Genomic DNA, 15,079 nt, shown 5'->3' on the forward strand with positions numbered 1-15,079 from the left:
TGAGCATCCGCACGGCGGTGAGGTTCAAACGCCCGTCGGCGATCGCGGCGAACAGGACCGGGTACTCCCGGGCCGTTCGAGCGGCGTGGATGCGATTGAATGCCTCGTGCTCGGACAGCCGCAGCTCACCCACACAGTAGGCGAGCATCGAGGAGTACGCAGCGGGCCGGTAGAGCTGGCGCGCCTCGACTTCGGCAAGGTGCGCGAGCAGCGAGGCAGTCGTAGTGCGATCAGTGGCGACGAGCGAGGCGAGATCGCGCAGCAGCACCCGGTCGGAGAGGTGCGAAAGCGAGTAGGAAGGCATGACGGATCTCCGCGGCTGTGAGAGTCGCGGGGGCAGGGCTCTTCATATCATTCGTGTTCGCGGCGCAATTGCAGGCCGGCGTGGCGCCTCGCGGCGAGCCGCGCGAAAACATTTCAACGTCTCACGAGTTCGGCGCAGCTCCGCGCACGTGGAGAGCGCTGGAGCGAGATCAGCAGGCCAGTCGTGCGTCGCGGCGATGTCGCGCCCGAAAGTCGTCAAGCGAAATCGGCATCGCGCTGCCGCACCGGCTGAAGAAGTCTCGTGAAGCCCGAAGGCTACGGCGCGTCGAAGCGTGTGCCGGCAGCCACCTCGAAGCGCGTCTCGTCGACGCGAATGCGCTGCTGCTGCATGCCGGAGTCGGCAAGCACCTCGGTGGGCAGCCACACTCCGTCGAATTCCTGATAGCCGCGATACGTCGTCACCACCCACAAGCGGCCCACCGGAGTGGGAACTCGCGTGCGCGTGCCGCGCAAGCGGCCGGTATCGGCTTCGAACCAGGCCTGCCACTCGGTGCCGTGCGCATCGAGGCCGTGCGCACGAATGCAGGGCGCGCCGTCGAACATCGCGAGTGAATCCGGGACCAACCGCTTCGTGTAGGGCTCGAGTGGCAGCATGCCGAGCAAGGCGCTCGAAAATTGCGTGTTCGCCACCATCTCGGGTTCGAGGGTGCGCCGCGGCGACCCCGGCTCGAGCGTCCACGCCGAGTCGCCGTCGAAGCCCTGAGCCACGCGAAGGTCGCCGAGCGTGAAGCTCACTCGAAAGCGGCCATCCGACGCGAGCGCCGATTCGTACGCTCCCGCGTAGGGCGTTCCCGGAATGTCGACGCGCCCCCGCTGTGTGACGCCATTGGGCCGCGCCGACTCGACCGCGCCGTAGGCGGAGGCAATCCGGGTTCGCAGCTCATCGGGGCCCGGGAGCTCGCCGTGGCTCGCGATCGAGCCCGCCGCAGGTGAGCCGCCGTTGGCCTCGCTCGATCGAGCGGGAGTGACTCGCGTGGCTCGCCCGCTGCGGCGGTGGGCGCTCGCGAGCCGCGAAGCCTCGGCGATGCCGGCGTCCAGAATCGGATCGCGACCCGGAGCACCGGGACTCCCTCGGTCGACACGCACGTCGGGCGACACGCCGCCTTTCAGCTCGAGGATGCGCGTGTAGGTCGGCAGCTCGAAGGCCGGATACATCAGAACCGTGCTGTCGCCCAGTTCTTCGAAAGTGGCCGGGATCACCGCACCCGCGGAGTTCTCGCCCACCAGTCGTGCGAGGCCCCGCTGCTTGAGTTCGTAGGCGATGACGTCTTTGGCACTCCGCGACTGCCGGTCGATCAACGCCACGATTGGTCCCTGCCAGCCCGAGGTGGAGCCGTCGAGCACCGCGAGCAGTCGCGGGATCATAAACGCATTGCCGCCGCGACCGCGCAGGTCAAGCACCAGAGCGTCGGCGTCACGCAGCGGACCCGACAGCGCCTCTTCGAGCATCGCGTCGACGCCCTGCAGATGCACGTACCACAGGTGAAAATACCCGACTCGTTGCCCGCCCTGCCTCACCACGTGCGCACTGGCGGCGGCCGCCAGTCGCGTCGAGTAGGGCGCCGCCACGATTTCGACCGACCTTCCGCCTGCGAGCGAGAGCCGCACGGTTTCCCCGATCGGGGTGATGAGCGCGTGGATCGGAGGATCGAGCCGGTCGCCGAGCGCGGCGTCGTCGGTGCGCCAGTCGAGCCGCGGGCTGTTCGCCACCGCGACGCCGTCGAGTTCGAGCACCGGGTCCCAGCGCCGCACCCCGGCGTGTTCGGCGGGACCGCCCTCGAGCACGTTCCAGGCGTAGTAGCGGCCCTCGATCTCGATCAGCTCCATCCCGACCGTTGCCACCAGCTCGTTGCCGAGTTCGGCAAACCAGCGTCGATAGGTGCGCTGCGAGATGATCGCGAGATGAGTGGCGGGAACCTGCGAAAGCAGCGACCAGATGACCGCGCGCTCCTCGGCAGGCGAGTGCGCGGCGCGCGCTGCGGGGCGCAGCGAGTCGGCGAGCTGGAGCAGCCGGGTCTCGCGAAATGACTTGTCGTAGTAGCGCGACTCGAGCGCGTGCACGACGCGCTCGAACAGTGGCGGCCGGCCCTCGCTCGCGTGGCCCTCGAACGGCAAGGTGGCAAGCATTGCGCCGGCCAGCAGCGCAGCGCCGATCCGCGGGCGGGCGCGACTCAGGTTCCTCACGTTACCGAGGCGGATGAAACACGATCGCATGGTCGGCTCCAGATCGCTGAGGCGGATGGCGACTGTGATTTGCGCCACGAGATGGGATCAAATCGTCGAAATGATGGTCTGAATTGCTGGATTCTGACCCTCCAATGGCCCACACTGCCAAGTCACCCCGTGTGCAACTCGGCAGCGGATGCGGGTGCGAGACCACCGTGGGCACGGACGTCACTGCGAAAGTAGCTCTTGATGCCCCGATTCCTACCGCCCGCTACGGTGCTTGCGGCGGCGATGTTGCTCGTCGCTGCGGTCACGCCCGCGGCGGCGGATCTCCATTACTACGTCAAGCCGTTCCCGCTCGGAAACGACGCCAACTCCGGCACCTCGTTCGTGAGCGCGTGGGCGACGCTGGAGCACGCGTTCGATCAGGTGTCGCCGCCGAACGCCGCGAACGGTGACATCTACATTCACGTGCTCGGCAACGTGTCGACGGGCAGTGGATGGCAGTCACCCGCGTTCACCCCGGCCGACGGGCGGCGGCTGATCGTCGTGGGCACGAACCTCGCCGATCCCTCGACGACCGTGATCGACGGTGGTTCGCTCGTGACGTCTCACGTGACGTTCATCGGGCTCACCTTCGCATCGCGCCTGCAGGTCGACTCGACCGCGTTCTCGGACTCGATTCGCGACTGCCGCCTGATCCACTCGCTCTCGATCGACGGCGACTACTTCACCATTCTTCGCAGCACGATCCTCGGCAGCAAGTTCGACGACGACCTCGCGATCGGAGCGGCCGGGCAGGGAATCCGCACCGTCGGCACCAGGATCGTCGCGTGCACGATCGATCTCGGCTCCGGGCTCACCGAGCGGCGCGGCATCATCCACACCGGGAAGGCCGGCATCGCCTCGAACACCCACTCGTTCTGCGACTCCACCCTGTTCGAACGCAACGACATCACGCTGAGAATCACGTCGATCGCCGGAGAGATGCCCGCCGTCACGCACTACTGGACCCTCAACATGGTCAAGCAGTACAACCGCTGGCAGATCATCAACGACAACTCGAGTGAGTACTCGCTGGTCTACAAGGTTCGCGACGGCAGCGAGAACCACGTCTGGAACGCGGACACGCTGCGATTCACCGGGCCGCGCGCGAGCAGTGTGTGGCTGACCCAGGGTGGCAACATCGCCGAAGGCTCACCGAACGTGCGCAACTGGACGATCGACTCGTGCTACGTCCACTTCGAGCGCGGAGCACTCGAGTGGCACTCGGGCATTCGTTTCGCTTCGATGACGTACACCACCGTGGTGAGTCAGTCGGGCGTCGCGATGAAGGCCGAGGGCGACTCGGTGGTGGGCGAGAATCGATTCGACCACAACACGTTCGTGGGAGTTCATGGAGACTCGTCGAACGGCGCGGGCGGAATCGTGGTCTTTCACCCGCTCGACCAGTGGGAGTCGGCTTCGCGCATCCGTTTCACGAACAACATCGTCGCCGCGGCCGATCCGGTGCGTTCGAACTGGCCGTGTCCGCATCCCCCGACCTCCGACGGTTCGGTCACGATCGACGGCGCGCGGGCGGCGCTCGTCTACCCCGAAGAGCCGTTCACCTGTGAGCACTTCGACTCGGATCACAATCTGTTCTCGAACTACACCTACGGCGATGTGCCGGGAGACCGGTCGCTGCTGTGGCAGGGCGCCTCGAAGCACTGTTCGGGCGTCGGAGCGGGAAGTGAACTTCACTCGGCCTGTTCGAACGTTGCAGGAGACTCGAGTTCGGTCTACGGCAGCGCGCAATTCGCGTTCGGAGGCACGCTGGGCGACAGCCTGCCGTCCGCGAATTTCAATCCCGCTCCCGGCCCGCAGTCGGCCGCCCGAGGCGCGGGAAGTGCCGGAAGCGGCATCGGTGCGCTGGCGTTCTCGCCCGGATCGGGGCTCTGGATTTCGTCCGGCAGCTCGTTCGACTTCTCGACCTCCGGTTGCCCGGCGCTGCACACCGGGACGATCGAGATCACGAATTCGTCGAATTCGGTGGCGAGCATCCTCGGCGTGGTCGCCAACTCCACGACGCTCGGTGACTTCGCGCCTGCGTCGTTGAGCATTCCGGCCGGCGGCTCGCGCACGCTCGACTTCACGTATCAGGTCGTCGGCGCGGAGTGCAGCACCCCGGTCGTCCGCACCATCACGCTGACGACGAACTCCGCGAGCGCGCCAAGCTTGATGGTGCCGGTGACGCTGCGCGAGAACTCGGTGGTGGCGGTCAATCCGGGGCGACCCCCGGTTCTCGCACTCGCTCAGGTTCACCCCAATCCGCTGGCGACGCCGGCCCGATTCGAATTCTCCGTGACACGGAGCACGATCGCTCGACTCGATCTGTTCGACCTCGGGGGACGCCGCGTCTGCACGCTGTTCGATGGCGTCGCGAACGCGGGAACGCACCACGTCGACTGGAGCGGAGCCGACCTGCGGGGACGCCGAGTGCCGCCGGGTCTCTACTGGCTTCGTCTGGAAGCCGATTCGCGCCGACTCGTGCGCAAGGTCGCGATCGTTCGCTGACGGCGCGTCCGCGGCGCGAGGCGCGCGTGGCGCTGCTCGAGTGCCCGCGTTGAACCACACCGCGTGGGCCGCTACACTACGCCCCTCTTTTTTGCGTGCGGCCCGCCCCCGCGGGCGTGCGCGATCGCCGCGGCCAACCGCGCGATCTCACGCTGGCCGTTCCACCCCACAGGATCGACCGCACTCACTCATGAAGATTCTGGTCACCGGCGCCTCGGGCTTCATCGGGCAGCCGCTCGTCCGTCGGCTGCTCGTCTCCGGCCACGCGGTGCGAGCGCTGGTTCGGCGCGTGCCGGTCGCAGCTCCGGGCGACACCCGCGCGGGTGGAGCCGAATACCTGCAGGGCGATCTGTCCGACGTGCCGTCGCTCGCTCGGGCGGTGGCCGGAATGGATGCGATCGTCCACCTGGCGTGCGCGACCGGCGTGGCGGACGCCGCGCTGGTGCAGCGCATCAATGTGGACGGCACGCGTGCCCTGCTCGAGGCGGCGAAGACCGCCGGGGTGCGTCGGTTCGTGTTCGTCTCGACCATCTCGGCGACCCGCGAGCGCATGGGTCCCTACGGCAGAACGAAACTCGAGGGCGAGCGACTGGTCGCGGCCTCGGGCCTCGAGTGGGTCACGGTCCGGCCGTCGCTGGTCTACGGTTCCTCCGACATCGGCCTGTTCGCGACGCTTTCGGCCTACTTGAAGAAGCTGCCGGTGGTGCCGGTGATCGGCGACGGAAAGATCGAACTGGATCCGGTCCACGTCGAGGACGTGAACGCCGTGATCGAACAGTGCGTCACGCGCGCGGACGTGATCGGCAAGTCCTACGACCTGCTGGGCCCCGAACGCGTCACGTTCAACGACTTCCTGGCGCTGGTCTCGCGCTCGCTCGGAGTCCAGAAGCCGGTCGTCCACCTTCCGGGGCCGCTCGCGCTCCTGATGGCGTCGGTGCTCGGAATGATCTCCAAACGGCCGCCGGTCTCGGTCGACAACGTGCTGGGCATGATCTCGCCGGCGCGCGTCGATCGCGAGCCGCTGCGGCGCGATTTCAAGCTCCCGTGGATCCGCCTCGAGGAAGGCCTGCGTCGCAACGACGATCCGCGTTCGAGCGCCGGCGCCGCGGTCGCCGCGAATCTTGCGAACGCCTATGCGGCCGCGCCGCCGCCCAGGGTTCCCCTGTCCGGCACTTCGCTGTCGCCCGGGTCCGGCATGGCCTCGCCGCCCTCGATGTCGCCGAGCGGTGTCGAGCTGGGTGCGGTCGCGATGCAGGAACGCCCGACTTCGCCGGGGTCGGTACCGTTGCCGGAAATGCTGCGCAACTCGCCCCGACCGTTGCGCAAGGTGCGAGTCGGCGTGGTAGGGCTCGGAAAGATGGGAGTCGCCCACACGACCGTGCTCTCGATGATTCCCGACTGCGAGGTGGTGGGACTGGTCGATCATCACCCGGGCCTCGCCAAGAGCCTGCAGGGCATGGGACACCGCGCGCCCTACTTCAAGAGCGTCGACGCCCTGATCGATCGCGCCGCGCCGGACGCGATCTTCGTGTGCACGCCCCAGAACTCGCACCTCGCGGTCTCGCGGCTGGCGCTCGAGGGCGGCTGCGCGGTGTTCGTCGAGAAGCCGCTCGCGCATACGCTCGAAGAAGGGGAGAAGCTCGCCGAGCTGGCGGCGGAGAAGCGCCGCCCGGTCGGTTGCGGCTTCACGCTCGCCTATCTGCCGGTCTTCGCAGCCGGTCAGCACGCGCTCGCGACTGGCGCGCTCGGTGCGGTCCGGCAGGCGCGCTCATCGATGTACCTCTCGCAGGTGTTCGGGCCACGCAAGGGCTGGATGTACGAGAAGTCGCGCTCGGGCGGCGGCGTGGTGGCGAACATCTCGTCGCACCTGCTGTTCCTGCTCGAGTGGTACCTCGGCACGCCGGTCGAGGTGCGCGCGAACGCGAGTCGGCTTTACGGCGAGGTCGAAGACGAGCTGCACGGCATGATGACGCTCGCGAGCGGGGCCGAGGTCGGCTTCGACTCGTCGTGGAGCGTTCCGGGCTATCCGCTCTCGGCGGTGGTGATCGAAATCGAAGGCGAGAACGGAAAGCTGCTGGTCTCGAACGATGCGCTCGAACTCGACCTCGCACAGGCCGCGGGCGGCTGGCCCGCCGGTTACTCGCGTCTGCGTCCCGCCGACCTGCCACAACCGGCGCGATACGACGTGAACGGCGAGGGCTACTACCTGGAAGACGCCGCGTTCCTCGCCTGGGCGACCGGCGGGGTTGCGCCGCCCACCACGGTGGACTCGGCGCTGCGCGTGCAGCGCGTCATGGATGCGCTCTACCGCTCGGCCGATCAGAGCGGCGAGCGCGTGAAGGTCTCGTCGTGAGCGCGCCGACGCGGGAGGTCCCGCGCGTACTGTTGTCGGGTGAATCGCTGCTCGGAGTGTCGCGCGCGAGCCGCGATCGCACGCTCGAAGTGGCGGCGCGCTATCACGAGCCCGAGTCGCTCGCGGTGACGCTCTCCAAGGCGATCTCGAGCGGGGCGGACGCGATCCTGCTGTCGCCGACGCAGCAGGTGCGAGGTGCGTTGGCCGAACTGAAGCAACCGTTGCCGGTGATCGCGCTGCTCCCGAACGTTCCCGACTACGTGCGCGACATGAGCGACGTCGGGCTGGTGGGTGCGGCGATGAAGCGCGTCAAACGTGCCGGACCGGCGACGCTGGTGCGGCTCGGTCTCACCGGGCTCACCCACGCGTTCGGCGTCGTCAAGAGCGACTTCGCCGCGATGGTGCCGGTGCTGCTCGAACTGGAAGCCGCCTCGCTCGGCATCCCGCGCCTGCACGGGGTGGTGGTGGCGGCGCCGATCACCGACCTCGCGCTGGCCGGGCGTCATCGCAACTTCTTCGAGCATGTGAGCCGCTTCGTGCGCGGCCGCTTCGGCGGGCTCGCGGGCTTCGAGACCCACAACCTCGGACACCTGTTGAAGGCGCTGCGCGAGTGGGGAGTGCGCCCGGACTTCGTGATCGGGCCGGTCAATCCGCGTGGCCTGCTGATGAAGCCGTCGCGCGAGGAAGTGCTGGCGGAACTGGCGAACAGCCCGGTGCCGGTGCTCGCGAAAGAGCTGCGAGCGGGCGGCGAGGTCGCATTGCTGGACGGCGCTCACTACGCGCGCTCGCACGGCGCACAGGGTGTGGTCGCCGACTTCGTGGACCTCGAGGATCTCGCGACCGAGCTGCGCGCCCTGCGCGGCTAGGGCGTTGCGAGCGCCGTGATGACCGGCGAGGACCTGCGCGCGGCATTCGCGATTCCCGCGGCACTCGCGCTGCCGGCGCTCGCGATCGCCCGGCATCTCGGTGACGCGCTTCCGAAGCCCGATCGCTGGCTGGCGGCCACCGCGATCGCGCCGCTCGCACTCGGGCTGCCGACGCTCGGGTTGTATGCCGTCGGTGTGCCGCTCGGCGCATCGTTCTGGCTCGTTTCATTCGTGGCACTGGTGCTCGCGATGTGGCCGACGCCGGCCCGCGCACCGGACCGGGCCCCGGAGCCGTTCCCGCTGAGAGCGGTGGTAGCGGCGGCGCTCGCGGTCGCGGCGCTGATCGCGCTGCCGGCGCTCGTGATTCCGTACGTGAGGATGTGGAGCGACGCGTGGTTCCACGCCGGTGTCGCGATCGAAATCGCGCGACGCGGTCTGCCGCCGACCGATCCGAATTTCGCCGGGATCCCGCTCTACTACCCGTGGTTCTTCCATGGGCTGGTCGCCACACTCGCGGAGGCGGCACGCGTCTCGCCGTTCCACCCGCAGGCGATGCTCAATGCGTGGAGCGCGGCGCTGCTGGTGTTCGCGGGCGCCCGCGTGGGAGCGCGTCTGGCGGGTGAGGGTCGCGTCACGGTCGGTGTGGCGCTGCTCGCCGGACTGGTGGTCGTGTTCGGACTCAATCCGATCGGCGGTCCGCTGTGGTTCGTGCGAGCCTTCGTCGGAGAGACCCAGGCGCTCGGCCCTGCGTGGCGTGAGCTGGCTGGAACCAATGGCGCCATGCAGTCGCTGGTGGTGGGCTTTCACCCCGTGAATTCCTCGATCCTCAATCGGCTGTGGACCGGCACCGCGCTCACTCCGGCGATCGCTGTGTCGCTGGCGCTTCTCGCCTCCGTGATGGCCGCACTCGCTCGGCCCGGATTCACGAGCGGCCTGCTGGTGCTCGGCGTGGCCGCGACGCTGCTCGCCTTCCATCCTGCATTCGGAGCGCTGGCGCTGCTGGCAGTCGGCGCGGGGCTCGTGGCCGCTGCTGCGACCTCGATCGGGCGCATGCGCGTCGCTCCACTCGCGCTGCTGGTGGTGCTCGGCGCGGCGATGGTGCTCGCTTATCCGTACGTGCGCGCCTGCTCGCCGCCCGGCACCATGACGCCCGTGCGGCTCGCGCCGTTCGTTCCGAACCTGTGGGCGATGGCACTCGGGGTGGGGCCCTGGTGGTTGCTGCTTCCCTTCGCGCTCCCGCTCGCGTGGCGCGCGGGGTCCGCCGGCCGTGTGGCACTGGTGGCGGCGAGTGTGGCGGCGTTCATGGCGGTCGGGCTGATGCTGCCCGAGAAGAACAGTCAGAAGATTCCATTTCTCGCCTGGGTGCTGCTCGCGCCGCTGTTCGCATGCGGCTTGCGGGAACTGGTGAGGCGCCTGCGGCTGCCCGGCTGGACGGTCGCGGCGGTGGCGCTCGCGTTGTGCGTGCCGACCTCGCTGCTCTACACGCTCGGCGTGATGCGCGAGTCGCGCTCGCCTGGTGCGCTGGTGCGCGGCTATGCGCCCGGCGTCGCCAACCTGCCACTGGAGACTCCCGGTGAGGCGGCTGCCGATCGCAAGCTGCGCGAGAACTACCCGCTCGAGACCATCGTGATCGAGAGCCGCCGCGCCTCGGTGAACGAGCCCAGCACGGTGCTCGCCGAGCGGCGCGTGTTCTGCGGTTCGCTCGATGTCTACCTGGGCAATCACTTCGGAGGTGCGGCGTGGGGGCGAGAACCGGGTCGGCCCGCGACCCGGCCGGGCGACGCGACCGAATCCGAGGTGCTGCCGCCGGCGGTCGCGATGATCCGCGAGGAGTTCATGGTGAGACGCGGCATCGTGGATGCCCTGTTCTCGGGCGTCGAGCTGACGCCTGCGCAACGCGACTACCTGTCGGCGTTCAAGGCGCCGGTCGTGATGATCGTGCGGCTTGCCGAGACCCCCGAGTGGGTGTGGGAACTCTTCGAACAAGATCCTGACTGGTCGACTCAGTTCCAGAACGACGAGATCCGCCTCTATCGCTGGTACGGCTTCGAGGAGGAGTGATGGCAGTCCGCATCGTCGACGAGTCGCAAGTGCACGCGCTGCTCGACATGCGCGCCTGCATCGAGCTGATGGATGCGACGCTTCGGACCGTGGCACGAGGTGGCGCGGTGCTGCCGCTTCGCACCATTCTGCGGCTGCCGGACGGGTGTGGCGTGCTGGCCTCGATGCCTTCGCACCTGAACCCGCCCGACGCGATCGGCCTCAAGGCGATCACCGTGTTCCCGGGTAACCAGGGCTCGGCGTTCGACTCGCATCAGGGCGTGGTGCTGCTGTTCGAAGCCGTGCACGGGTCGCTGGTCGCGATCCTCGATGCGAGCTCGATCACGGCGATTCGTACCGCCGCGGTGTCGGGTGTCGCGACGCGGGCGCTCGCGAATGCGAACGCCGGAGATCTGGCGATCCTCGGCAGCGGTGTTCAGGCCGCTTCACACCTCGACGCGATGGCCGCGGTTCGCTCATTGCGGCGGGTGCGCGTGTTCAGTCGCGATCCGCGTAACGCCGCGCGCTTCGCCGCGGCCGCACGAGAGGTCGACAGCGACACGATCGCGGCCGCACGCCTCTACGCCGATCGGCGCGAATCGTTGTTCGCCGAAGCGGGGGACTTCCTGATTCCGCGCTCGGAGGGTCGGGTGACCGACGCGCATCTGATCGGGGAGTTGGGAGAGGTGCTCGAGGGCACCGCGCCCGCTCGCGAGCGGCCGGAGGATCTGACCGCGTTCAAGTCGCTGGGGCTCGCGGTCGAAGACCTCGCGGCCCCGCAGTATGTGGCGACACTCGCCGCCGAGCGCGCGATCGGTATCGTGCTCGAAATCGGCGGAAAGCGCGACTTGGCGCTTGAGCCGCAGCGCGCTTCGCGCGGATAATCGAGGCGCTCGAGAACCTGCTCGGCACCAACCCGGACGGTGCGCGCCTCCGTCCGGTGCGCGCGGTCCGCCTCGGAGGCGACCATGCATCGTGAACGGTTTTCCCGACTCGCCCGCACGCTTTGGAACGGCTGGACGCTCGCGCTGGCCGGCGCGCTCGCCTCGATCCCCGTCGAAAACGCTCACGCGCAGGACGCGGCCGTGGCGATGCTCCTGGCCCCGGTCGATGGCGCGGTCCACGCGGTGGTCTCGGACGGCGCCGGTGGCTGGTTCATCGGCGGTCGCTTCCGCGAAGTCGGCGGAGTGCCGCGCCACAATCTCGCTCACGTGCTCGCCGATCGGTCGGTCGACTTGTGGAACGCCGATACCGACGGCCCCGTTCACGCGCTGCAGCTGAGCGGCGGGCGCCTGTTCGTCGGCGGCGCGTTTCGCCTCATCAATGGACAGCCGCGGGCGCATCTTGCGGCACTCGACGCGCGCACCGCGACCGTCGAGCTGTGGGATCCGCATCCGAACGCGCCCGTCATGGCGATTCTTCCCGAGGGCGACGTCGTGTATGCGGCGGGCTGCTTCACCGAGATCGGCGATCGTGCACGCGGTCACCTGGCGGCGCTCGATGCGCGCAGCGGTGTGCCGACGCTGTGGTCCCCGGACGCGAACGGCCACGTGTTCACGCTCGCGCTCGATCGCGGCACGCTCTACGCGGGCGGCTGTTTCACCGAGATTGGAGGTCGGCCACGCGGGCACCTGGCCGCGCTGAGTCGGGAGAGCGGCCGCGCCGATCTGTGGGACCCGCAGGCCGATGGCCCGGTGCTCTCGATCGCGCTCAGCGGCTCGAGCGTCTACGCCGGCGGCTGCTTCACGCGGATCGGCGGAGGCGCGCGCGGTCACCTGGCGCAGCTCGATCGCACCAGCGGATTCGCGGAACTGTGGAACCCCGACCTCGACGGCGCCGTGATGGCGGTCGCGCGCAGCGGCAATACCGTCTACGCCGGCGGCTGCTTCAGTCGCGTGGGCGGTCAGGCGCGGGGCCACGCGACCGCGATCGATGCGCGGAGCGGCTACGCCGAGACCTGGAATCCCGACGCGAATGGCCCGATCGCGACACTCGCGGTGCGCGATGGAGCGATCGTGACGGGCGGCTCGTTCTCGCGGCTGCGCGATCTCGATCGCGCGCGGCTCGCGGTCACGGATCGCGACTTCGGCTTCGCGCTGGAGCGCATTCCCGGCGTCGAGTGATCGGAACGGGCGGCGCGCAGTGACGCGGCCGCCCGCGCTCCGGCGCTACTTGCGGTCGCGCCGGGTGCTGACCCGCTCGGTCGAGATGCCGGGACGCGCCTCGGTCTCGAGCTCGAGCGGTGGTGCGGCCATCCCGTCGTCGGTGGCGCGGGACTGCCCGGCGTCGCGGCCGCGGAGCACCGACCACTTCGCGGCACGTTCGCGCTTCGCTTCCTCGCCGAGTGGAAAGTTCTCGAGCACCAGGTCGAGCACCTGCTCGATGCGTCCGACCGGCGCGAAGATCATCTGAGTGCGCACCTCGACCGGCACGTCTTCGAGATCGCGCTGATTGTCGGACGGGATCACGACGGTCTTGAGTCCGGCACGATGCGCGCCCAGCACCTTCTCCTTGAGCCCGCCGATCGGCAGCACCCGGCCCAGCAGCGTGATCTCGCCGGTCATGGCGATCCCGGTTCGCATCCGGCAATCGGTCAGCAGGCTCACGATCGCCGTGCACATCGTGATGCCCGCCGACGGGCCATCCTTCGGGATCGCGCCGGACGGTAGGTGCACGTGCAGATCGGTGTGCTCGAACCAGTCCGGAACGATGCCGAGCAGTTCGCTGTTGGCGCGCACGAAGCTGAGTGCGGCCTGTGCGGATTCGCGCATGACTTCGCCGAGCTGACCCGTCAGCACCAGCTGCTTCGAGCCCGGCATGACCTGGGCCTCGATCATGAGCACCTCGCCGCCGACCGGCGTCCAGGCGAGCCCCAGGGCCTGCCCGGGACGCTCGATGCGCGTGAGGGTCTCGTGAGCGTATTTCTCGGAGCCGAGCAGTTCCCGAACGCGGGCCGGGGTGATGACGCGCGGCGGGTCGCCACCCTCGGCGACCTGCTTGGCGGTGCGGCGCAGCAGGTTCGCGAGCTCGCGTTCGAGATTGCGAAGTCCTGCTTCGCCGGTGTAGTCGCGAACCACCTTGAGGATCGCGTCGTCTTCGATCGTGATCTCGAGCGACTCGAGGCCGTTCTCGCGGATCGCCTTCGGAATCAGGTAGCGCCGCGCGATCTCGAGCTTCTCACGATCGATGTAGCTCGCCAGCTCGATGACCTCCATGCGGTCGCGCAATGCCGCCGGGATCATGTCGAGCACGTTCGCAGTGCACACGAACAGCACCTCGGACAGGTCGAACGGCACGTCGAGATAGTGATCCTGAAACGTGGTGTTCTGTTCCGGATCGAGTACCTCGAGCAACGCGCTCGACGGATCGCCCTGGTAGTCCGCGGTGAGCTTGTCGATCTCGTCGAGCATGAAGACCGGGTTGCGGGTTCCGGCGCGCTTCAAGCCGCGGATGATCTGGCCCGGCAGCGCTCCGATGTAGGTGCGCCGATGGCCGCGAATCTCCGCCTCGTCGCGCACACCGCCCAGCGACTGGCGCACGAACTTGCGGCCCAGCGCGCGTGCGATCGAGCGCCCGAGCGAGGTCTTGCCGGTGCCGGGGGGGCCCGCGAAGCACAGGATCGGGGTGCGCGCGTCGGCCTTGAAACGGCGCACCGCGAGGAACTCGAGCAGCCGCTCTTTGATCTTTCCGAGCCCGTAGTGATCCTCGTCGAGCACCCGGCGCGCGTGAACGAGATCGAGGTTGTCGGGGGTCGTCACGGCCCACGGCATGTCGCACAGCCATTCCAGATAGGTGCGACTCACGGTGTGCTCGGCCGCCTGCGCGGGCATGCGGGCGAGCCGGTCGAGTTCGCGATCGGCTTCCTTGCGGACTTCCGCCGGCATTCCCGAGCGTTCGACGCGCTCACGCAGTTCTTTGACCGCGCGCTGCGTCTCGTCGCCGTCGCCCAACTCCTTCTGGATCGCCTCCATCTGCTGGCGCAGCACGAACTCCTTCTGGCGCTGATCGATGTTCTCGCGCACCTGATCCTGGATCTGCTGCCCGACCTCGAGCACGCTCTCCTGGTGGGCGAGGATGGTGTGGAGCTTTTTGAGCCTTTCCTTCACGTCGAGCAGTGCCAGCAGCGCCTGCTTGTCCTCGCCGGGTAGATCGAACAGCGAGGCGATGAAGTCCGACAGCCGGGCCGGCGGATTCAGATTGCGCGCCGCGGCCGCCGCCTCATCGGGGAGTTGTGGCGAGAGCTTCACGACCCGCTCGAAGTTCTCGAGCACCTGCTGCGTGAGCGCCTGGGCCTCGATGTCGTCGACGTCGATCTCGCGCAGTGGTTCGACGTGCGCTCGCAGATAGGGCTCGAGCCCCGCGGGTCGGGCGAAGCGCACCCGTGCGATGCCCTGCAGCAGCACCGAGACCTGATCGTCCGAAACCCGCACCATGCGAAGCACATTCGCGAGCGTTCCGACTTCGTAGAGATCGGCGGGTGCCGGATCGTCCTGAGTGGCGTCGCGCTGCGCGAAGACGCCGATGATGCGATCGCCGCTCATGACTTCGGACAGCAACTGGCGGCCCTTCGGCCGTCCCACGTTGAGCGGGATGATCGCGAACGGGAACAGCACGGTGTTGCGCACGGGCAAGATCGGCACCACCCGAGGGATCACGATCTGCTGATTCGCAACGCTGCTGGGCCCGGCGCCCGGTTGCATCGGCAGCGCGAGGAACTGTTTGCCCTCGGGCGCCACCTGCACTTCGGTCGCGCGGTGCGGCGCACGCGCGCGCG

At 68.6% G+C, this 15,079-nt stretch carries 9 protein-coding genes; 6 read left to right on the plus strand and 3 right to left on the minus strand.

The window, feature by feature from the left end; translation table 11 throughout:
* Both HOP12_04180 and HOP12_04185 read right to left on the minus strand, forming a co-directional pair.
* Nucleotides 1-304 (minus strand): hypothetical protein (locus HOP12_04180; GenBank protein NOT33351.1); only part of this gene is annotated, 304 nt, incomplete at its 3' end.
* A gap of 275 nt (nucleotides 305-579) precedes the next feature.
* Nucleotides 580-2,538, minus strand: coding sequence for a hypothetical protein (locus HOP12_04185; GenBank protein ID NOT33352.1), 1,959 nt, complete (start codon nucleotides 2,536-2,538; stop codon nucleotides 580-582).
* Between the two features lie 201 nt (nucleotides 2,539-2,739).
* Between HOP12_04185 and HOP12_04190 the strand changes: the two genes are divergently transcribed.
* The 6 genes from HOP12_04190 (at nucleotide 2,740) to HOP12_04215 (ending at nucleotide 12,428) form a co-directional block, all read left to right on the plus strand.
* A complete protein-coding gene (locus HOP12_04190) occupies nucleotides 2,740-5,046 on the plus strand; it encodes a hypothetical protein (protein ID NOT33353.1) in 2,307 nt (768 codons plus the stop codon).
* Nucleotides 5,047-5,236: 190 nt separating this feature from the next.
* Complete coding sequence (locus HOP12_04195) at nucleotides 5,237-7,399, plus strand: NAD(P)H-binding protein (GenBank protein NOT33354.1); 2,163 nt, start codon at nucleotides 5,237-5,239, stop codon at nucleotides 7,397-7,399.
* A complete protein-coding gene (locus tag HOP12_04200; GenBank protein NOT33355.1) occupies nucleotides 7,396-8,265 on the plus strand; it encodes a hypothetical protein in 870 nt (289 codons plus the stop codon). Before HOP12_04195 ends, HOP12_04200 begins: the two co-directional genes overlap by 4 nt.
* An 18-nt stretch (nucleotides 8,266-8,283) precedes the next feature.
* Nucleotides 8,284-10,326 (plus strand): hypothetical protein, encoded by a 2,043-nt coding sequence (locus HOP12_04205; protein NOT33356.1) that lies wholly within the window; start codon nucleotides 8,284-8,286, stop codon nucleotides 10,324-10,326.
* Nucleotides 10,326-11,189 carry an ornithine cyclodeaminase family protein gene (locus tag HOP12_04210; GenBank protein ID NOT33357.1) on the plus strand — a complete coding sequence of 288 codons (864 nt, stop codon included), beginning with the start codon at nucleotides 10,326-10,328 and terminating at the stop codon, nucleotides 11,187-11,189. Before HOP12_04205 ends, HOP12_04210 begins: the two co-directional genes overlap by 1 nt.
* A gap of 84 nt (nucleotides 11,190-11,273) precedes the next feature.
* Nucleotides 11,274-12,428 carry a PQQ-binding-like beta-propeller repeat protein gene (locus tag HOP12_04215; GenBank protein ID NOT33358.1) on the plus strand — a complete coding sequence of 385 codons (1,155 nt, stop codon included), beginning with the start codon at nucleotides 11,274-11,276 and terminating at the stop codon, nucleotides 12,426-12,428.
* Between the two features lie 45 nt (nucleotides 12,429-12,473).
* On the opposite strand, the gene lon is transcribed toward HOP12_04215, so the two are convergent.
* Nucleotides 12,474-15,005, minus strand: a complete 2,532-nt coding sequence (gene lon, locus HOP12_04220; protein ID NOT33359.1) for an endopeptidase La — start codon at nucleotides 15,003-15,005, stop codon at nucleotides 12,474-12,476.
* Nucleotides 15,006-15,079: the final 74 nt, after the last annotated feature.

It is taken from the genome of Candidatus Eisenbacteria bacterium, assembly GCA_013140805.1.
Classification (GTDB): Bacteria; Eisenbacteria; RBG-16-71-46; order RBG-16-71-46; family RBG-16-71-46; genus JABFRW01.